The following is a 21490-nucleotide window of genomic DNA, read 5'->3' as shown; positions in this document are numbered from 1 at the left end:
AGACATCACTTTTATCTAAAATAATGCCCTCACTTTTAGACATTTTAACCAATAAAGATTAGACGTACCTCTAATTTTTATATGATTTTACGTGAAATTCATCGGGTATTGATTGTCCATTTCTTGGAGTATGATTAGTTTATCAAACAGAGGAGGGGTCATTTCATGGAAACGCTAACAAAGCCCGCTTCCACGGATTCGAAGGCCTCCGCCGCTAAGCAAGTGAAGCGGAAATGGCCGAACAGTTTATGGAAAAGTTTGAAAGATCAGAAGTACTTGTTGCTGATGTCCATGCCATTTGTAATCTGGGTATTCATATTTAACTATTTACCACTCTGGGGCTGGACAATGGCATTTCAGAATTACAAACCTGCAAAGTCTTTCATGGAGCAGGAATGGGTAGGTTTTGACCACTTTGTGGAACTGTTTAGTGATGAACGGTTTTATCTTGTTCTAAGAAATACACTGGCTATGAGTATGATGGGGCTGGTCGTTGGATTTATATTTCCGATCTTTTTTGCTATCTTGCTGAATGAGCTTCGCGGCAAATTTTTTAAGAGAACCGTGCAAACGGTATCATATCTACCTCACTTTGTATCTTGGGTTGTTGTCGCTGGGATTATAACGAAGATGCTATCTACCGACGGTGGTATCGTCAATGATATTCTGTTAGCACTTCATATTATCGATGAACCGATCCAGTTCATGGCTCAAGGGAACTTGTTTTGGTACATTGTAACCGCTTCCGATTTATGGAAGGAAATGGGTTGGAACGCAATTATCTATCTTGCTGCGATTACGGGGATTGCTCAGGAACTTTATGAAGCTGCAAGGGTGGATGGAGCGAGCCGCTGGAGACAAATGTGGCATATTACATTGCCAGGTATTCGTTCTACAATTTCTGTCCTCTTCATTATGTCCATTGGGCATTTGATCAGCATCGGTTATGAGAAGCAGTTCCTGCTAGGAAACAGTCTAGTTACGGATTACTCTGAAGTATTAGATCTCTATGCACTTAATTATGGTTTGCAAATGGGCAGGTACTCCTATGGTACAGCCATCGGTATATTTAACTCCGTTGTCAGCGTTATCTTGCTGTTTGCAGCAAATGGACTCTTCAAGAAACTGACGAAAGAAAGCATCATGTAGAAGGGAGGAACAAGACATGTCGAGCAAGGCATTTAATGCGACAAGGTCGGAAAAAGTATTCGACTTTGCCAACTATATTTTGATGGCTATCATTCTGATTGTAACGCTGTATCCCTTTCTGAATGTTCTGGCAATTTCCTTGAATGATTCAACCGATACAGTTCGAGGGGTCATTTATTTATGGCCACGGGAGTTTACGCTAGAGAACTACAAAACGATTTTTCAATATGAAGGACTCGTTCAGGGTGCCAAAATCTCATTAGCCAGAACGATTATAGGTACGATACTCGGACTACTTAGTTCCTCAATGCTGGCCTATACACTGAGCCGGCCTGATTTCAGGGTTAAGAAATTTGTATCCACTTTTCTTGCACTGACAATGTATTTCTCTGGAGGTTTGATTCCTGGATACATTCTGATGAGAGACCTTAACCTGATCGGTACGTTCTGGATTTATATTTTGCCGATGATGGTTAGTGCTTTTAATGTTTTTGTTATCCGATCTTTTATTGACGGTTTGCCGTATGCGCTTCAGGAATCAGCCAAGCTTGATGGGGCAAATGATTTTACGATTTACTACAAAGTTATACTTCCACTGTGTAAACCGGTGCTTGCTACGATCGCCCTGTTCCTCGCGGTAGGACAATGGAATTCCTGGTTTGATACTTATCTTTATAACGGCTCAAAACCAGAGCTTACTACACTTCAGTATGAACTTATGAAAGTTCTTCAAAGCACACAGCAAGGCGGGTCTAATATCAATGCCAATGATATGGCACAGCAGATGGCCCAAGTATCTCCAGAGTCGATTCGGATGGCGATTACCATTGTAGTTACCGTACCGATCTTGCTGGTATATCCGTTCTTGCAAAAATACTTTGTTGGCGGAATGACATTGGGTGCTGTTAAAGCGTAAGCGTATAGATTTATAAGCAATTTAGTAGATAGTTCCAATAGAGAAATAAAAGATAAAATGGATAGTGTTATGTCAAAAATCAAAACTCAACCAGAATAGATGTGGGAGGACTTACAAATGGCTAGTAAAACAACGAAATATGCAATGATTCCTTTACTCGGAATGTCGCTGCTTGCGGCAGGGTGTGGCGGAGGAGGGGGGAATGCCTCTGGAGATTACGAAGATACCAGTAATGAAACGACACCGATTACCTTTAGCTACTTTAGTGCAGATGCATCTCCTAACTGGAATCGCATGCAAGATGAGGTCGGTAAAAAGCTGACAGAAGTTACAGGTGTCACTTTAAACGGAGAATTTGCTGTGACGGGTGGTGGCCAGGACCGTGTTGCACTCATGGCAGCAAGCGGCGAGTATCCGGATATTGTTTCCGCTAAAGGGGAAGTAAACAAGCTGGTAGATGCAGGTGCCTTGATTGATTTAGCTCCGCTCATTGAGCAGTATGCACCAAATCTTCAAAAATTGTACGGGGACTATATGGATCGTTTGAAATACAGTAACGAGGATCCATCTATCTACGTACTGCCGACTTACGCCGGTGTAGGGAACACCTATTTCGACGCAACTGGAGGTTTCAAACTTCAGCACCGTGTACTCGAAGAACTGGGATACCCTGAAATTCGTACGACAGAAGATTTTGAGAAAGCACTAAAGGACTATGTGAAACTGCATCCGACAATTGATGGACAGCCAACGATTCCGCTGACGCTGGACGCAGATGACTGGAGAATTCAAATTACGGTAACGAACCCTGCGTTCTGGGCTACAGGTGCTCATGACGATGGTGAATATTTTATTAATCCAGATTCTTATGAAGCAATGCTGCATGTGAAACGCCCAGAGGAGAAAGAGTATTTCCGCTGGTTAAACAAGTTGTACAATGAAGGCCTTCTTGATAAAGAAAGCTTTGTTCAAAAATCAGATCAGTACAAATCCAAAATTGCTAGTGGCCGTGTTCTAGGTTTGATTGACCAGGACTGGGGATTTGCAGATGCGGAGAATGCACTGAAGACATCCGGTAAATATGATCAGACTTATGCTACTTTCCCAGTAACGATGTCAGAGGAATATCTCGATCATACCTTCCAAGATACAGGTTTTATGTCCGGATGGGGCATCGGTATTTCTACAACAAACCCAGATCCTGTGAGAACAATCAAGTTCTTTGATTATCTTGCTTCCGAAGAAGGTCAAGTTCTTATCAATTGGGGGATCGAGGGAGAACACTACAATATCGAAGATGGTAAACGTGTAATTCCTGAAGAAGTATTAAATGAGAAAAATAACAATGCAGGACCTTTCCAGAAAGAAACAGGAATTGGACTGTATGGTAACATCGCTCCTCATTATGGAGACGGAGTTAAAGATTCAACCGATAACTACTATACAACGAACTTTCCAGAACAAATTGTAGCTTCTTATAGTGATGTTGACCGCAAGACGCTGGAACAATACGGGGCAACAACGTATAAGGATCTGTTCCCTAAAGAAGACGAATTCCCAGTGAAACCATGGGGTGCTGCTTATAACCTTCCAGTCCCATCTGGTTCAAGCTATAGTGTTGCTTTCCAGAAATCACAAGATATTATCAGAAAACGGATTCCAGAAGCAATTTTATCTACACCGGAGAAGTTTGATGAAGTCTTTCAGACGATGCTCAGTGAGCTTGATAAAGCAGGAGCTTCCGAGATGGAAAAAGAATATACCGAGCTTGTAAAAGCTAGAGTAGAACTTTGGAGCGGATCTGCAACGCCAACCGAATAAGGATTTAACCTACACAAATTAGGTACACCTAGAGAAAAGAGACGAATTATAAATAATAATAGTCTCTTTTTTCTATATAAAATAGATATTGACATAATAGGTAAAGTTTAATAATATCTAATTATAAAGCGCTTACATTTTAGCGAGAGGGGAAACTTACGTATCGAAAACGTTTAACTTAACGAATTCGAACCATTTCAATGAGTTAAATAGAAACTTAGGAGCGCGCCGGACGGTCTCCCCTAAGTAAGCTCATCATTTCGCTTCAGTCAAAACACTACACTACGTACTCTTTACACTGGTTACTCATGATTGTAAATTGCTTACATTAATAATTGACATCACAGAATCCTTATCTTAATAAATATCTAAGCTTTTAATCTAAAGCGCTTTCTTTAATGGAATATGTTCAATGTAAATTTCGAAAGTTTTCATTGGTATATACAGGGCCACCTGTTATGCATATACAAGCTATTTATTTAAGGGGGATATTGTCAATGAAGCATAAAGCACCGAAAACAATCGCTATGTTGTTGCTCGCAAGTACTATGCTGTTTACTGCTGCTTGTGGAAATACAAAAAGTGAGGAACCAAGTGCAGCAGATTCCGATTCTAAAGCGCCTATTACATTCTCATTCTTTGGAGCAGATACAAGCCCAAACTGGGTTAAAATGCAAGACGCTGTTGGTAAAAAGATTACTGAAGAAACAGGCGTTACGATTAATGCAGAGTATGACATTGCTAGTGGAGGCGGAGATGATAAAATCGCTTTGATGGCTGCGAGCGGTGATTATCCTGATATTATTTTTCCAAAAGGGAATATGGGAAAATTAGTCGATGCAGGAGCCATGATTGATTTGACGGAATTGATAGACAAGTATGCTCCTAATATCAAAAAAATGTATGGCGAGGAAATGAATCGTCTGAAGTATAACAAAGAGGATCAGGCTATCTATGCTATTCCTACGAATGGTTCTGTTGATCAGGTGAGTTTTGATAATACGGGCGGATTTGAGCTGCAGCATCGTGTGGTAAAAGAGCTGGGATATCCTGAAATAAAAACATTAGAAGATTATGAAAATGCACTTCGAGAATATTACAAAAAACATCCGACAACAGAGGATGGCCAGCCGACAATTCCACTTACACTTAGTGCAGATGGCTGGAGAAGTATGATCACGGTCACTAACCCTGCAGTTGCTGCAACGGGCGCACCTGATGATGGTGAATACTATATTAATCCAGAGACTTACGAAGCAATGCTTCATTACAAACGTCCAGAAGAGAAAGAATACTTCCGCTGGCTGAATAAAATGTTTAATGAGGGTCTTCTAGACAAAGATACTTTCATTCAAAAAGAAGATCAGTATAAAGCGAAAATTGCAAGCGGCCGTGTACTTGGTTTGATCGACCAGGAGTGGGCATATAATGATGCAGAAGTCGCGTTGAAAAATGCAGGCAAAAACGATATGACTTATGGACATTATCCGGTAACTCTTTCTTCTGAATATAAACGTGCAGACTTCCAGCCAATTGGTTCAGATGCTTATGGTATTGGGATTACAACAAGCTGTGAAGATCCTATTCGTGCTATTAAATTCTTAGATTGGATGGCCTCCGAAGAAGCACAAGTGCTTCGTAACTGGGGAATTGAAGGGGAACACTATAATGTAGAGGACGGCGTTCGTGTTGTTCCGGCTGACGTACAGGAACGTAAAAATAATGATAACGTAAACTTCACTAAAGAAAGCGGAATCGGTCTCTACTATGTCTTCGGTCCGCATTACGGGGATGGTGTGAAAGATTCTACTGGGAACTACTACACTACCAATTTCCCAGAACAAATTGTAGCAAATTATAGTGATGCAGAGAAAGAAGCTTTAGAAGGTTATGGTATTGAAACGTGGAAAGAGCTATTCCCAAGTGAAGAAGATCTAGCAGTGAAGGAATGGGGAGCTGCCTACAACATGCCAGTACCTACTGATGGTAAATACCAAGTCATTTATCAAAAAACACAGGATATTATTCAAAAACGGATTCCAGAAGCTATTGTGTCCACACCAGCTAAGTTCGACCAGATTTATGATAATATGTTAGCTGAGCTCGATAAAGCTGGGGCAGTAGAGATGGAACAAGAATATACTCAGTTGATTAAAAATAGAGTATCACTTTGGACAGGTAAAGATGTAGAGTAATTCCTGTTATAAATAGAAAAGAGGGAACCTTATGGTTCCTTCTTTTCTATATAAAATGGAAGAGGTATTCTTGATAAACGATAAATATTGAAATATAATAAATTCAATGAAAACGTTTTATATTTACCGTAATCCTCTAAAACTATTAAAGTATAAAATTTTTTATTTGTTTTCGAAAACGTTTTAGCAATTCAAAAATGATGATTTTGGGAGGAATTAAAAATGACCATTTTTAAATTTCCGAAAGATTTCAAATGGGGAACAGCGACCGCATCATATCAGATCGAAGGCGCTACTCAAACGGATGGTAGAGGAACATCGATATGGGATACCTTTGCGAAGACGCCAGGAAAAGTATTTAACGGAGATAATGGAGATATAGCTTGTGATAGTTACCACAGATATGAAGAGGATATTGCTTTAATGAAGGAACTGGGAATTAATACGTATCGTTTTTCCGTAGCTTGGCCTCGCATCATTCCAGATGGGGATGGAGAAATCAACCAAGCGGGTCTAGATTTCTACCATCGTTTTGTTGATAAGTTGATTGAGAACGACATTGAGCCTTTCTGTACGCTTTATCATTGGGATCTTCCTCAAGCGCTACAAGATATCGGAGGATGGGAGAATAGACGTACTGTAGATGCCTTTGTGAAGTACTCAGAAGTGATGTTCCGTGAATTTGGCGGGAAAATCAAATTTTGGCTAACCTTTAATGAGCCGTGGTGTATCGCATTTTTATCTAACTTACTTGGTAATCATGCTCCAGGAAACAAAGATCTTCAAGTTGCTTTAAATGTAGGGCACGGGATTTTGCTCGCTCATGGTAAATCGGTGCTAAAATTCCGCGAGCTCGGAATAGATGGTAAAATTGGTATCGCTCCCAATGTGGAGTGGTCAGTACCATATAGCAAATCAGTAGCAGATCAAGCTGCATGTAATCGTCATATCGCATGGTTTGCAGATTGGTTCCTAGATCCTGTTTTTAAAGGGTCCTATCCACAGTTTATGTTAGACTGGTTTGAAGAAGCAGGGGCTAAACCTGACGTTCAGCCAGGAGATATGGAGACAATTTGTCAGCCAATCGATCATCTGGGAATCAATTACTATACGATGAATGTTGGGCGTTATAATCCGGATGGCGGCATCTTGCACATGGAATCGCTCGATATGGGACTTGTTCGTACCGATATTGGCTGGCCGGTAGAGTCACGCGGATTGTATGAAGTACTGCATTACTTGCAAAAGTACGGAAATATCGATACGTATATTACCGAGAATGGTGCTTGTATTAATGATGGTGTTGTGAATGGGGAAGTTAAAGATTACCGCCGAATCTCCTACTTGCAGCAGCATATGGTACAGGTTCATCGTGCAATGAATGATGGCCTGAATCTGAAAGGGTATATGGCCTGGTCTCTTATGGATAATTTTGAATGGGCTGAAGGGTATCGCATGAGATTTGGACTTGTACATGTAGATTACCGATCCTTAGTTCGTACGCCAAAAGAAAGCTTCTATTGGTATCAGAATGTGATTCGCAATAATTGGCTGGAAACAAAAGACGTTTTGTAATTTGCAATATCAAAAGGAACACAGACGATATCGTGCAGATACAAAAAAGAAATAAAAGTGACATCATTCATAGCTTACAGGATATAGAACCGTTGGAGATTATTAATCTCTGGCGGTTTTTTGTTGTGATCTTATAACACGTGAACCTTAAATCCACCTTAAATGTGGCGGAGTCAACTACAAAAGTCATGATTTGATATGTAAAAATAAGGGTAAAACCCTATAAATACAAAAATATTGAACAAATATTGACTAAAATTTGAACAAATAGTGAACAATTTAGGTGAAGTATGATATATTAAATGTAGTAAGAACTTACAAAATTTAGAAGGGGTTGATATACGATGATCGTCAATAAACCGGTACGTGTAAGCGATAACAAGGAGAACGACACACGCGCAACGCAGATGGTTTTTATGATGACCGTAATGGCTTGGATGGCCTTGATTACTGGAGTTGTAATTTGCTTGTTCAACCTTCACGCGCTGACTCACAGTAATACAGGAATCATGGTGGGCATTGGATTCTTAGTAGGGAGCGTCTACATTTATTTTATTGGTAAGGCAATGGGACTGCTTGATATAAGAAGAAGTGAACGGGATACTGATTAGTTCGAATGAGTTCATCAAGGGAGAAGAGAAGCGTTGATTCAGAAAGGCAATTAAAAGGTAAAGAACCTTAGTCAACTGGCACCCACCGTGTCCACTGGCTAAGGTTTTTTAGTATGGAAAAATCAAGGCAGAATATCAAATGTGAGAAAAGATTCACAAATGAAATGATGAAATTCGACAAATTTGTTAACAAGACGTTCATGTTGATGAATTTCTGATATCTTTAGGGAGAAGATAATAGCATCGTTTTGTAATAGCACGTAAGGAGAGGGGATCAAGATGAACAAAAAACCTAGGTCGCTTTCCAAAATCATTATCGCAGCTGTCCTATCGATCGTCACGATAGGTGTTATCGTGTGGGCTATGTTTGCGGATGAAAGAGGAAGATACGTTGTTCTCGATCCGAAAGGACCGATCGGCGATGCACAAAGGGACTTAATTATTATTTCGACCATTTTGTGCGCGATCATTATCGTACCAACCTTAATACTCGTTGGTGTCATTGTGTGGAAATACCGTGATACACCAGAAAACAAATCAAAATACACACCTAATTGGTCGCACAATACGGTTGCCGAGACGATATGGTGGGGTGTACCTATCCTAATCATTATCATTCTTGGTGTAGTTACTGTGCGATACACTTATGCAACAGAACCTTCGAAACCACTCGTGTCGGACAAAGAGCCGATAACGATACAGGCGGTCTCATTGGACTGGAAATGGCTCTTTATGTATCCGGATGAAAATGTAGCAAGTGTAAATACACTTACGATTCCGGAAGATACGCCAATTCGTTTTGAACTTACATCCGATGCACCGATGAACTCGTTCTGGATTCCTGAACTTGGTGGACAGATGTATACAATGTCCGGTATGGCCATGGTACTTCATTTGCAAGCCGACGAGCCGGGAGTATATAAAGGCTCAGGCGCTAACTTCTCAGGGGAACATTTCGAGGAAATGAAGTTTAATGTAAATGCTGTTTCGGAAGAAGAGTACGACAATTGGGTTAAAGAAGTGAAACTCAAATCAGAACCTCTTACCGAACAATCTTATGACGAGCTTGCTTTGCCAAGTATCGAAAATGAACAATATTTCTCTGCGGTTCCGGACGAAATGTTCCAAAATATCGTAACGAAATATGTAGTTGAGAAAAACGAAAAAGTTGCTGAAGAAGCTGCACATGAATAAATTAATAGCTCGAAAGGAGGCCCTCATCCATGCTAAGTGAGTTTTGGGAGTTTCTGACTACGGAATTCCTCGTTACGGGTGATCCCCTCATTCTTGGGGCACAAGTATCGATTGGACTTGCATCTGTTGCAATCGTAGCCGGACTCACCTACTTTAAAAAGTGGAGCTGGCTCTGGAAAAACTGGTTAACTACCGTTGACCATAAAAAAATCGGTATCATGTACATTTTGGCGGCTATCCTGATGATGTTCCGCGGCGGGGTTGACGCCCTGATGATGAGATTCCAACTGGCCATGCCTAATATGGAATTCCTTCATGCAGATCACTACAATGCCGTATTTACAACACATGGTACGATCATGATTTTGTTCATGGCCATGCCATTTATGTTCGGTTTATTTAATATCGTTACACCGCTGCAGATCGGAGCGCGTGACGTCGCATTCCCTTATTTGAATGCACTAAGTTTCTGGTTGTTCTTCCTAGGAGCTATGCTCTTTAACATTTCATTTGTTATCGGGGGCTCACCAGCAGCAGGTTGGCTCAGTTATCCGCCTTTATCAGGACTGCAGTTTAGTCCGGGGGTAGGACAGAACTTCTATATATGGGGTATCCAGATATCAGGTATCGGTTCCCTTGCTACCGGGATTAACTTCTTGGTAACGATTATTAAAATGCGTGCGCCGGGTATGACTTGGATGAAAATGCCGATGTTTACTTGGTCCGTATTTGCAACGAACATCATTATTTTGTTCGCTTTCCCAATCTTGACAGTAACATTGTTCCTTCTGTTTATGGACCGTTTTGCAGGAACACACTTCTTCACACTGGATCTCGGGGGTAACCCGATGATGTACATCAACTTGATCTGGATGTGGGGTCACCCTGAGGTTTATATCGTAGTCTTACCGGCCTTCGGTATCTTCTCTGAGATCGTTGCTACCTTCTCGAGAAAGAGACTGTTTGGATATAAATCGATGGTATTCGCTATGCTGATCATCAGTGTATTGTCCTTCTTTACTTGGGTCCATCACTTCTTTACGATGGGTTCGGGCGCAGATGTCAACGCGTTCTTTGCGATAACGACAATGCTCATTGCTATACCTACGGGGGTTAAAGTCTTTAACTGGCTGTTCACGATGTATCGTGGCCGGATTCGCTTTACACTTCCGATGATGTGGACCATTGCCTTCTTCCCATGTTTCATTATCGGGGGGATGACAGGGGTAATGCTGTCGGTAGCGCCAGCAGACTTCCAGTTCCACAACAGTTACTTCCTGATCGCTCACTTCCACCAAGTACTTATCGGTGGTGTAGTATTCGGTTATTTTGCAGGGATGTACTACTGGTGGCCTAAACTGTTCGGCTTTACTTTGCCGGATCGCTGGGGACATTGGGCATTCTGGACTTGGAACATTGGTTTCTACCTCACGTTTATGCCGCAATACGCGCTGGGTCTGATGGGTATGACTCGTCGTCTGAGCACATACGGCTGGGATACAGGTTGGGCACCGCTCAACATCGTTTCTTCCGTCGGGGCATTCCTGATGGGTGCAGGTTTCTTGTTCCAGTTGCTGCAAATTGCAGATGGTATTCGTAAATATAAAGAAAATAAAGTGGGAGCGGATCCTTGGGATGCACGTACCCTTGAATGGTCTATTCCGTCTCCTGTACCTGAATATAACTTTGCTATCGTACCTAAGGTCACTACGGTTGACCAATTCTGGGAAGATAAACAACGTAACGCTACAAGCAATCAGACTGAAACACAGCCGGTATACGAACCGATTCATATGCCTAAAAACACAGGTATTCCAATCATTATGGCGGTATTCTTCTTTATCGCAGGTTTCGGATTTGTTTGGGACTGGTGGTGGATGTATATTCCAGGTCTCATCGGTGTAGCTGCATGTCTAGTTGCTCGCTCATTCCAGTACGATACGGATTATTACATTCCGGCTGAAGAAGTAAGTCGTACCGAAGCAGCCTTGAGGGGGTCGGTATAATGGCACATACAGCAACAAATCAACATTCGGATGCACATGATCACGATCATGGACATCACGATCCGCAAGAACTAAAAATGCTCGGCTTTTGGCTATTCCTGATTTCTGACCTTATCCTGTTTGCTGTATTCTTCGCGACATTTATTGTTCTGCGTGACAATACAGCAGGCGGACCTTCGGGTGCTGATCTTTTCAATATGCCAGGGGTCATTGCTGAAACATTTATTCTTTTGACAAGTAGTTTTACAAGTGGTCTAGCTGTACTGGCTATGAACCGTGGCGATAAAAAGGGTCTAATGAACTGGCTTATCGTAACAGGGGTACTTGGTCTAGCGTTCCTTGGACTTGAAATTTTCGAGTTTGTTGAAATGGTACACGAAGGTGCTACGATTACAACAAGTGCTTTCACTGGTGCATTCTTTACACTGGTAGGTACGCACGGAGCTCACGTTACATTCGGTCTTTGCTGGATGTTCGGCCTTCTGCTTCAAATCAAGAAACGTGGCATTACTCCGGTAACTCGCGGTAAAGTAATGGCACTAAGCTTGTTCTGGCACTTTTTGGACGTGGTTTGGATTTTCCTTCTTACCATCGTCTACTTGATGGGGGTGATGTAAGATGGCAGAGCAACATAACCATGCACATGATTCTCACGAGAATCATGGATCGCTTAAGTCTTACCTCATCGGTTATATTATCTCGATCGTACTGACGATCATTCCGCTTGTGGTTGTTCTCAATGACATGTTCGACAAAACGGTAAATATGGTCATTATCCTGATCATGGCCGCATTACAGTTTGTTGTTCAGCTCTTCTTCTTCATGCATATCCGTGAAGGTGAGCCGGGTAAACCAAAATGGAATGTCATGGGTCTGATTCTTGGACTTCTGCTGGTACTTACCATTGTTGTAGGTTCCGTCTGGATCATGATGAACAACCTGGTGGCCCATTAATAGAATATGATTATTTATTTACCTTGTCTGCTCTTTATAGAGCGGGCAAGGTATTTTTATGTGCAGGTATGGAACTGATTCGTGAATTCCTGAATGGAAACGGAGTGGGTTACACAAACTGTAACGTAAAAACCGGTACATGGCCTTTGCTTTACGAAGGCAGTATTGGTATGATAACAGTGGAGTTTCACGGGATATGAACGAAATATAGGATGATAGAAGAAAGGACGATTTTGATTATGACACAAACCGCCATTGCACCACTGGTTGACCATACATTGCTCAAGGCAGATGCTCGCCGTGAGGATATTATTAAACTTGCTGAAGAGGCAAAAACATATGGATTTGCTTCCGTATGTGTAAACCCGGGATTTGTATCGACAGCTTATGAAGTTTTGAAAGATACACCAGAGGTAAAAGTATGCACTGTTATTGGATTCCCTCTAGGGGCGACGACTTCTGAGGTGAAAGCATATGAAACGAAGGATGCAATTGCTAACGGGGCTACGGAAGTAGACATGGTTATTAACATCAGCGCACTGAAAGACGGTAATGACGATTATGTTGGTGCTGATATCAAAGCTGTAGTAGATGCAGCTAAAGGGAAAGCTCTAACGAAAGTAATCATTGAAACTTGTCTGCTTACAGATGATGAGAAAGTACGTGCATGCAAACTTGCTGTACAAGCTGGTGCTGATTTTGTTAAGACATCTACTGGTTTCTCCACTGGAGGAGCAACGAAAGAAGACATCGCTCTGATGCGCAAAACAGTAGGTCCTGATGTTGGCGTGAAGGCTTCTGGCGGTGTTCGTAGTGCAGAAGATGCGCTTGTTATGATCAAAGCAGGAGCTACAAGAATTGGTACGAGCGGCGGAGTCGCAATTGCTAAAGGCGAACGTTCCGAGAGCAGCTACTAAGATGATATTTGCGTAATAAGGTTTAAATGAACGGCCCTTTTAGGGCCGTTTTTTTGTTTTTATAGAAACATCATCTTTATATATTTTTTTAAAGTTTTTATAAATAAGTGTACACAAATGATATAAAATGAACTAATATAAACCTATATGAACGAATGTGCAGTTAATAATCCAAGCTACTCACTATGAAAGGAATGATGAGAAATGCAAAATCGTTATGCGTCCCATCCAAATGAAGTGAAAAATTATGATACAAAACGTCTACGTGAAGAGTTTCTAATTGAACAGCTGTTTGCTAAGGATGAACTGGTAACCGTGTATTCGCATGTGGACCGTTATATTGTAGGTTCGGCAGTACCTGAGTCCAAGGACATTAAGCTTGAAGTTCCTTTGAAGGATATTGGTACAGACTTTTTTCTCGCACGTCGTGAAGTCGGAATTATTAATATAGGTGGACATGGTACAGTTTCAGCTGACGGTGTGAGATACGAGGTAGGTGCGAAGGAATGCCTATATATTGGTCTGGGAGTCAAGGAGGTCATCTTCCATTCGGGAGCAGGAGAAGTTCCGCAGTTCTATTTTGTCTCAACTCCGGCTCACCACGCTTACCCGACAGTGAAAGCAACGCAGGAAGATGCAACACCTAGCCATCTGGGAAGCATTGCGTCCTCCAATGAGAGAACGATTTATAAGTATATTCATGAAGGCGGTATCAAAAGCTGTCAGCTCGTACTCGGGATAACCGAACTAGATGCAGGGAACATGTGGAATACAATGCCTGCTCATACACATAATCGTCGCTCTGAAGTTTATCTGTACTTTAACTTGCCGGAGCAAGGTGCTGTTTTTCATATGATGGGAGAACCGGATGAAACGAGACATCTCGTTGTACGTCAAGGTCAAGCTGTTATTTCTCCAAGTTGGTCTATTCATAGCGGTGTTGGAACAAGCAACTATACTTTCTGTTGGGCGATGGCAGGAGAGAATCAGACGTTCGATGATATGGACGGCGTTGCTATGACCGAGCTAAAATAGAACGTATGACAGAAATACAGATAGGAAGTTGAACCGTTTATGAATTCAATGAAACGACACGAGAAAATTATGGAAACGCTGATTGCCAAAAAAGAAGTTACTGTTAGTGAACTGAGCGAAAAGCTAGATGTGACCGGCAAGACAATTCGGGAGGATCTTGACAAGCTGGAATCGATGGGCCTCCTTATGAGAGTACATGGCGGTGCAATGCTCGCTCAGAACGATCAATATGGCATTCTTACAAGCAGAGGGGCGCTAGAGAAGCATAACCCGGAAAAAATGGAGATTGCTGAACGTGCTCTTACCTACATTGAGCCGGGAGACATTATTGCTCTAGATGGAGGAAGCACCACGCTGGAGATGGCAAGACTGCTGAATAATGAACCACTCACGGTGATTACGAATGATTTGTTTATCATTGCAGAGCTCACAAAAAAAGATCAGATCCGTCTCGTTGTGCCCGGAGGATCGAGAGTCAGAAATATGCTAGTTAGTGAGGACACAGAGCATTTTATTAAGAATCTGAACATTCACAAGGCGTTTATTTCTACGACTGCTCTCCATCCAGAGTTTGGATTCTCTATCTATACAGGGGATCTTGTTCCGTTAAAAAGGGCTTTAATTCAAACTGCGCAACATGTCTATGTTGTTGCTGATCATTATAAATTTGGGAAGTTTGCCCTTCGTACCTTTGCACAGACCTCAGAAATTCATAGGGTGATCAGTGATAAGGCACTTGATGAGGGGATTTTGGAACCATATAAAAATGCAGGGTTAATTATCGATTACTAACTTGCAGGAGGCGTAAAAGATGAGCATTTTTGACTTGAGCGGAAAGGTAGCTCTGATTACCGGAACATCCGGCGGACTAGGTCAAGGTATGGCACTAGGGCTTGCAGAAGCTGGGGCAGATATAGTTGCTGTCTCCCACTCCATGCCCACGGAAACCGTACAGGCCATTGAAGCTTTAGGTCGCAAAGCCCTTCCTATTCAGGCAGACCTGAGTAAAGAGGAAGAGCTGTCCGCTCTTTTTGAACAGGCACTTGGTTTTCTAGGTCATATTGATATTCTTGTCAACAATGCAGGGATCATTCGTCGTACGCCGGCTGCAAATCATGGAGCTTCAGATTGGCACGATGTCATAGCTCTCAATCTTAATACCGTATTTTTTCTTAGTCAGCTAGCAGGTCGCCATATGATTGAGCGGGGAAGTGGCAAGATTATCAGCATTGCTTCCATGCTTTCTTACCAGGGCGGTATCAATGTTCCAGGATATACGGCAAGTAAACATGCTGTAGCGGGACTGACGAAGGCACTTGCGAATGAGTGGGCTGGGAAAGGTGTACAGGTCAACGCCATAGCTCCAGGGTATATGGTCACGAACAATACGCAGCAGATTAGAGAAGATGAGGATCGCTACAAAGATATTACTGCACGGATTCCTGCAGGACGTTGGGGTACACCAGCAGATTTGAAAGGTCCCGTAGTATTCCTTGCATCGGATGCATCCGATTATTTGAACGGTCATATTCTGAACGTGGATGGCGGCTGGCTTGCTCGCTAGAAGTTTCTCGCCTAGAGGAGGGGTACGACAATGAAACTTGGAGTACTGGCACATACGTTTGGTAAACAAAAAACGAATGATCTTGCCCGCCGAATTGCAGGCAGCGGATTTACATCCGTTCAGCTTGCTCTTGCTAAAGCCCTTTCGGATATCGATTCATCGAACGGGAAGCTAAGTCCTGGGCTTGCCAATTGGGTTGGAGAACAGTTCAGCAAAGAAGGAATTCGCATTGCTGTTCTAGGATGCTATATTAATCCCGTCAATCCAGATGCTGAAGAAAGACGATCGGATCTTGCTAGATTTAAGGAGCATCTGCGGTATGCCCGTGACTTTGGCTGCAGCATAGTAGCAACGGAAACAGGGAGCCTTACGACTTATCAAAAGACACATCCGGATTTTTACGAGGAGCAAGGTTTCCAGGTACTTCGAGATTCTGTGCTGGAGTTGGCAGAAGAAGCAGATAAATGGGGTGTACATGTAGCCATTGAACCGGTTTCCGTACACACGCTGCATACAACAGAGCATATGCAGCGTCTCTTTGAGGAGATTCCAAATTCCAGCCTGGGTCTGCTGTTTGATCCTTGCAACTTGATGAAGGTAGAACATGTGGTGAATCAGGCAGATTTTTTAAGAGATGTGTTTGAAAAGCTTTATGATCGAATGATTGCTATTCATGCTAAGGACGTGGCTTTTGATGTAAACGGCAATAAATACAATCCTCTGCCTGGTGAAGGGATCCTTAATTATCCATTGTTTTTTGAACTGCTTAAAACCTATAAACCCCACATCGACATTTCATTGGAAGGGGTAACGGAGGAGCAGGCAGACGAGGCCGCAGCTTATTTACGCCGTTTGTGGCATGCTGAAAGTGCTCGGGAATTCATCTCTTCATAAAAAAGATAAAAAACCTCATGTAACAGAATGAAAGGTTTTTTATCTTTTTTAATAAAATACATAGGAAAACTCGGAATTAGTTCTTTTCAAATGTAACAAGTTGTGAGAGAATATGGAAAAATACGAGGGCCAATAACCTCGTCAAGGAGGAATAAGTCTTATGTCAAATGACAAAAAGGATTTCGCTTTTGAAACGCTCGCCGTGCACGCAGGTCAAGAAATTGATCCAACGACTTTATCGAGAGCAGTTCCTTTGTATCAGACGACTTCTTATGGATTCCGTGACAGTGAGCATGCAGCTAATTTGTTTTCCCTTCAAGAGTTCGGAAATATCTATACAAGGATCACCAATCCTACAACGGACGTGTTTGAGAAGCGAATTGCAGCACTTGAGGGCGGGGTAGGTGCGCTTGCTACGGCTTCAGGTCAAGCAGCCATTACATTTGCTATTCTGAATATCGCAGGAAGTGGAGATGAGATCGTATCTTCATCAAGCTTATATGGCGGAACATATAACTTGTTCTCCAATACACTGAAGAAGCTAGGTATTACGGTTCGCTTTGTAGATTCAACTGATCCAGAGAACTTCCGTGCGGCGATTACAGATAAGACGAAGGCCCTCTATGCTGAAACGATCGGAAATCCACAAGGAAATGTACTTGATATTGAAGCTGTAGCAGAGATTGCACATAACAATGGATTACCCCTTATTGTAGATAATACATTTCCAAGTCCTTACTTATTGAGACCAATTGAGCACGGAGCGGACATTGTTGTTCATTCTGCGACGAAATTTATTGGAGGCCACGGTACTTCAATCGGCGGTGTGATTGTAGATAGTGGTAAGTTTGACTGGAGTGTAGGGGATAAATTCCCGGGTCTGACAGAGCCTGATCCAAGTTATCATGGAGTGAAATATACGGAGGCTGTTGGAGAACTAGCATACATTGTAAAAGCAAGAGTTCAGCTATTGCGTGATTTGGGTGCGAGTATCGCACCGTTTAATTCCTGGTTATTGCTGCAGGGCCTAGAAACTCTTCATCTTCGTCTCGAACGCCATAGTTCGAATGCACTTCAAGTTGCCGAGTTTCTTGAACAACATCCAGATGTACAGTGGGTAAGCTATGCGGGGCTACCAAGCCATCCTTCGTATTCCCTTGCACAGAAGTATTTGCCTAGAGGACAGGGGGCCATCCTTACTTTTGGTATCAGAGGAGGAGCAGCAGCAGGTGCAAAACTAATCGAAAATGTAAAACTGTTTTCCCACCTGGCTAACGTTGGAGACTCGAAATCACTTATTATTCATCCCGCAAGTACGACGCACCAACAGCTGAGTGAAGAAGAACAGAAGTCCGCAGGTGTACATCCGGAGTTACTGCGTTTATCGATTGGTACAGAGAATATTCAAGATATATTGCAGGATCTGGAGCAGGCTATCGCGGCAAGTCAGGAAGCGGCCATACCTTCCACTTAATAAGCATATAAAGTTTTTATCCTTAAATTTAAAATAAAAAGGCACCCAAAAGGGTGCCTTTTTATTTTGATTTATTTTATTGATGAGCTTGAGCAACTGCCTATTTACAAAGAAAGGGAATGCGAATATAATTATAAAAAAAGTTGCACTAGATAAAAATAATTGTACTAGTACAATATTGATTATCATTCTCAGCAAAATAGAACACAAAAGTGAATAGAACATGTAAAAAACCATGCTGCTTCGGGTCTCCCGAAGCAGCATGTGCCATTTTAAGGGCATTAACAATGGCTCTCATTCTCAATTAGTTGAACTCAATGAATATAACAGAGAGAGGAAAGTGATCGTAATGGATGCAATTAATAACAGATTAAACCCAGTGGTTCAAACCAAAGGACATTCTGCACCACCGCAACAACCAGGACGTAAAGGCGGCCCCAACTTTAAAATGATGCTCAGAAATAAAGAGATGCAAGCAGCACTTGGCAGTGGTGTCATGATGTTAGCGGCTTGGGGGATCTCAGGAAGCAATGAATTATTATCCATCTTGCTATACATTGCTGCTTACACCATTGGCGGATGGGCAAAGGCAAAAGAAGGGGTGGCAACGCTTGTTAAGGAGCGAGATCTCGATGTAAACCTGCTTATGATCGCGGCGGCGATGGGAGCGGCTGCCATCGGTTATTGGAACGAGGGGGCTATGCTCATTTTTATCTTTGCGCTGAGTGGTGCTCTGGAGAGCTATACAACCGAACGCAGCCATAAAGATATTTCTTCACTTATTTCATTAAAACCGGAAACGGCGCTGCGAATTGATCGTGGCACAATGGAGCTTGTTTCAACCGATGAACTTGCGCCAGGAGACCTGATTCTTGTAAAGCCTGGTGAACTGATGCCTTCGGATGGGAAAGTGTACAAAGGAAGTTCGTCTGTCAATCAATCTTACATCACTGGCGAGTCTACACCTGTCGAGAAGGCGTCCGGAGATGAGGTATTTGCCGGCACCATGAATGGGGAAGGGGCACTGTACGTTGAAGTTACACAGCTTGCTGAAAATTCTCTTTTCTCAAAAATTATTAAACTGGTAGAAGAAGCACAGAATGAAGTACCCGCGTCTCAGCGTTTCATTGAGAAATTTGAAGGCATTTATGCCAAGTTAATTGTAGCCATTACCCTTGTTATCATTGGGGCTCTTCCTCTTCTGTTTGGGTGGACCTGGGGAGATTCATTCTACAAAGCATGTGTGTTTCTTGTCGTTGCTTCTCCGTGTGCGTTAGTAGCTTCAATTATGCCGGTTATGTTGTCTTCGATTTCAAGCAGTGCGAGACGAGGTCTTCTCTTTAAAGGCGGGGCACATGTTGAAAATATGGCCAAAACTGCGGTGGTCGCTTTTGACAAAACAGGGACTCTCACCAGAGGTGTTCCTGAAGTGACGGATTTATACACAGCAGAAGGTTTTGATGAAATGCAGCTGCTGACTGCCTCTGCAGCGATCGAAAGCCAATCCATGCACCCGCTCGCTGAAGCAATCGTAAGTAAGGCAAGAATAGCAGGTGCAGAGATGCGAGAGGCCGATGAAGTTCAGTCCATAACAGGCTGGGGTCTTGAAGGAATAGTGGACGGTGTGAAATGGAGCATTGGTAAAACGGATGTTCTGGACCAGAGAGATACCGATTCTTTTTGGATTCAAACAAGAGCCGTGCTAGAGCAGGAAGGAAAGACGGTATCGGTCATTATTAGAGAAGATGAAATCGCCGGAATGATTGCGATGCGTGATACGGTTCGTCCTCAGGCACTTGATGCTGTGAAACGATTGCAACAACTGGGTGTGAAAGTTGCCATGTTAACGGGGGATCGAAAAGGAACCGCTGATGTTATAGCAAAAGAGACGGGCGTTGATTTTGTTTACGCTGAGCTCCTGCCCGAACAAAAGGTAAAGCAGGTACGCAAACTCCGGGAAACCTACGGTCATGTCGTTATGGTCGGAGATGGAGTGAATGATGCACCTGCTCTGGCAGCAGCGACCGTCGGAATAGGAATGGGGATGTCCGGCAGCGGTACTGCCATTGAAGTAGCGGATGTCGTGCTCATGAACGACAATATCGAAGAGATTGCTTGGAGTATCAAGCAGTCTCGAAGAGCAGCAAGCGTAGTGAAGCAGAATATTGTATTTGCCATTTCAGTGATCACGCTGCTCATCGCGGGAAACTTCCTGACCGAGATTGCATTGCCATTTGGAGTTATTGGTCATGAAGGTAGCACGATCTTGGTTATATTAAATGGACTGCGTTTGTTAAAATAACGTTTATGTTTTTGTTTGTTCTATGGAATTAGAGAACGGAAGCAGAAATAAAAAAAGCGCCGTGAAGCGGCGCTTTTTGCTGTTAACCTACCTATTCTCTTTAGCAGATCTAATTGGAATTGGCTAGAATATCTCTGTAAGAGTAATCATCGTGATGAGACCAAGAAGGAAGGAAATCGTAGCTACACGCTGATTACCATCCCCATGACTTTCCGGGATTAACTCCTTATAGACGATAAACATCATCGCACCTGCAGCAAAGGCAAGACCATAAGGGACAAGTCCTTCTACCACACTGCTGAGTGTGTACCCGATGATGGCAGTGATAATTTCAACTGCACCGGTCAATGTAGCGATACCAAGTGCTTTAAACCGGCCAATATTTTGGTTTACTAGGAATAGTGCAACGAGAAAACCTTCAGGTGCATTTTGCAAACCAATTGATAAGGCGATCAGATTACCGAGATTTTCGTCAGCACTAGCGTAACTGACACCTACCGAGAGACCCTCCGGTAGATTATGCATCGTAATGGCAGCAATAATAAGGAAAGCCTTCCCTTCAATATTAAACGGACGGGATTCTGGATTTTCTAGATCGATATGAGGAATATATCTCTCTAAGATGAGCAGTACGCAGCTACCTGCCATAATTCCGATAGCGAGTACGATAAGATTGGATTGCGCCAGCGCTTCTGGAATGAGACTATACATCGATGCTGAAGTCATGATTCCTGCAGCGTAAGCGAGCAAAATATCCCGCAGGCGATGAGTCACATTGGTCATAAATAAGATGGGTAATGCACCAAGTCCCGTAGACAAGGCTGAAATAATACTGCCAATTATTGCTTCAGTCATAAAATTCGTATTCCCTCCTCTTGATGCT

General features: G+C 42.6%; 18 protein-coding genes. 17 read left to right on the top strand and 1 reads right to left on the bottom strand.

What is annotated here, in order from left to right; genetic code table 11:
• Nucleotides 1-165 precede the first annotated feature (165 nt).
• The 17 genes from KFT32_RS22830 (at nucleotide 166) to KFT32_RS22750 (ending at nucleotide 20607) form a co-directional block, all read left to right on the top strand.
• Complete coding sequence (locus tag KFT32_RS22830; protein ID WP_211749744.1) at nucleotides 166-1149, top strand: ABC transporter permease; 984 nt, start codon at nucleotides 166-168, stop codon at nucleotides 1147-1149.
• Nucleotides 1150-1165: 16 nt separating this feature from the next.
• On the top strand, nucleotides 1166-2065 hold the full coding sequence (locus tag KFT32_RS22825) for a carbohydrate ABC transporter permease (protein WP_211749743.1): 900 nt from the start codon (nucleotides 1166-1168) through the stop codon (nucleotides 2063-2065).
• A gap of 117 nt (nucleotides 2066-2182) precedes the next feature.
• The gene (locus KFT32_RS22820) at nucleotides 2183-3886 is read left to right on the top strand and encodes an ABC transporter substrate-binding protein (protein WP_211749742.1); all 1704 of its coding nucleotides are present in this window, start codon (nucleotides 2183-2185) and stop codon (nucleotides 3884-3886) included.
• Nucleotides 3887-4383: 497 nt separating this feature from the next.
• A complete protein-coding gene (locus KFT32_RS22815) occupies nucleotides 4384-6081 on the top strand; it encodes an ABC transporter substrate-binding protein (RefSeq protein ID WP_211749741.1) in 1698 nt (565 codons plus the stop codon).
• Nucleotides 6082-6303: 222 nt separating this feature from the next.
• Nucleotides 6304-7656 carry a GH1 family beta-glucosidase gene (locus tag KFT32_RS22810; RefSeq protein WP_211749740.1) on the top strand — a complete coding sequence of 451 codons (1353 nt, stop codon included), beginning with the start codon at nucleotides 6304-6306 and terminating at the stop codon, nucleotides 7654-7656.
• 344 nt (nucleotides 7657-8000) lie between these two features.
• Nucleotides 8001-8267, top strand: a complete 267-nt coding sequence (locus tag KFT32_RS22805) for a hypothetical protein (RefSeq protein ID WP_249436075.1) — start codon at nucleotides 8001-8003, stop codon at nucleotides 8265-8267.
• Between the two features lie 279 nt (nucleotides 8268-8546).
• The gene (gene qoxA / locus KFT32_RS22800) at nucleotides 8547-9461 is read left to right on the top strand and encodes a cytochrome aa3 quinol oxidase subunit II (protein ID WP_211749739.1); all 915 of its coding nucleotides are present in this window, start codon (nucleotides 8547-8549) and stop codon (nucleotides 9459-9461) included.
• A 29-nt stretch (nucleotides 9462-9490) separates the two neighbouring features.
• On the top strand, nucleotides 9491-11467 hold the full coding sequence (locus tag KFT32_RS22795) for a cbb3-type cytochrome c oxidase subunit I (RefSeq protein ID WP_211749738.1): 1977 nt from the start codon (nucleotides 9491-9493) through the stop codon (nucleotides 11465-11467).
• Complete coding sequence (gene cyoC, locus KFT32_RS22790) at nucleotides 11467-12084, top strand: cytochrome o ubiquinol oxidase subunit III (RefSeq protein ID WP_211749737.1); 618 nt, start codon at nucleotides 11467-11469, stop codon at nucleotides 12082-12084. Before KFT32_RS22795 ends, cyoC begins: the two co-directional genes overlap by 1 nt.
• Before the next feature lies 1 nt (nucleotide 12085).
• Nucleotides 12086-12421: a cytochrome o ubiquinol oxidase subunit IV gene (gene cyoD, locus KFT32_RS22785; protein WP_211749736.1), complete on the top strand. Its 336-nt coding sequence runs from the start codon at nucleotides 12086-12088 to the stop codon at nucleotides 12419-12421.
• 239 nt (nucleotides 12422-12660) lie between these two features.
• Entirely contained in the window at nucleotides 12661-13338 is a 678-nt protein-coding gene (deoC, locus tag KFT32_RS22780; RefSeq protein WP_211749735.1) for a deoxyribose-phosphate aldolase, read from the top strand.
• 204 nt (nucleotides 13339-13542) lie between these two features.
• Nucleotides 13543-14373: a 5-dehydro-4-deoxy-D-glucuronate isomerase gene (gene kduI, locus KFT32_RS22775; protein WP_211749734.1), complete on the top strand. Its 831-nt coding sequence runs from the start codon at nucleotides 13543-13545 to the stop codon at nucleotides 14371-14373.
• 39 nt (nucleotides 14374-14412) lie between these two features.
• Entirely contained in the window at nucleotides 14413-15165 is a 753-nt protein-coding gene (locus KFT32_RS22770) for a DeoR/GlpR family DNA-binding transcription regulator (RefSeq protein WP_211749733.1), read from the top strand.
• Nucleotides 15166-15184: 19 nt separating this feature from the next.
• Entirely contained in the window at nucleotides 15185-15937 is a 753-nt protein-coding gene (gene kduD / locus KFT32_RS22765) for a 2-dehydro-3-deoxy-D-gluconate 5-dehydrogenase KduD (RefSeq protein ID WP_211749732.1), read from the top strand.
• Nucleotides 15938-15967: 30 nt separating this feature from the next.
• The gene (locus tag KFT32_RS22760) at nucleotides 15968-16831 is read left to right on the top strand and encodes a sugar phosphate isomerase/epimerase family protein (protein WP_211749731.1); all 864 of its coding nucleotides are present in this window, start codon (nucleotides 15968-15970) and stop codon (nucleotides 16829-16831) included.
• A gap of 160 nt (nucleotides 16832-16991) precedes the next feature.
• Complete coding sequence (locus KFT32_RS22755; protein WP_211749730.1) at nucleotides 16992-18305, top strand: homocysteine synthase; 1314 nt, start codon at nucleotides 16992-16994, stop codon at nucleotides 18303-18305.
• A 349-nt stretch (nucleotides 18306-18654) separates the two neighbouring features.
• Entirely contained in the window at nucleotides 18655-20607 is a 1953-nt protein-coding gene (locus KFT32_RS22750) for a heavy metal translocating P-type ATPase (RefSeq protein WP_211749729.1), read from the top strand.
• Between the two features lie 123 nt (nucleotides 20608-20730).
• Here KFT32_RS22750 and KFT32_RS22745 read toward each other — a convergent pair whose 3' ends face one another.
• A complete protein-coding gene (locus tag KFT32_RS22745) occupies nucleotides 20731-21462 on the bottom strand; it encodes a ZIP family metal transporter (RefSeq protein ID WP_211749728.1) in 732 nt (243 codons plus the stop codon).
• Between the last annotated feature and the right edge of the window lie 28 nt (nucleotides 21463-21490).

Source organism: Paenibacillus sp. Marseille-Q4541 (assembly GCF_018310695.1).
Lineage (GTDB): Bacteria > Bacillota > Bacilli > Paenibacillales > Paenibacillaceae > Paenibacillus.
This window is presented reverse-complemented; position numbering and strand designations above follow the sequence as displayed.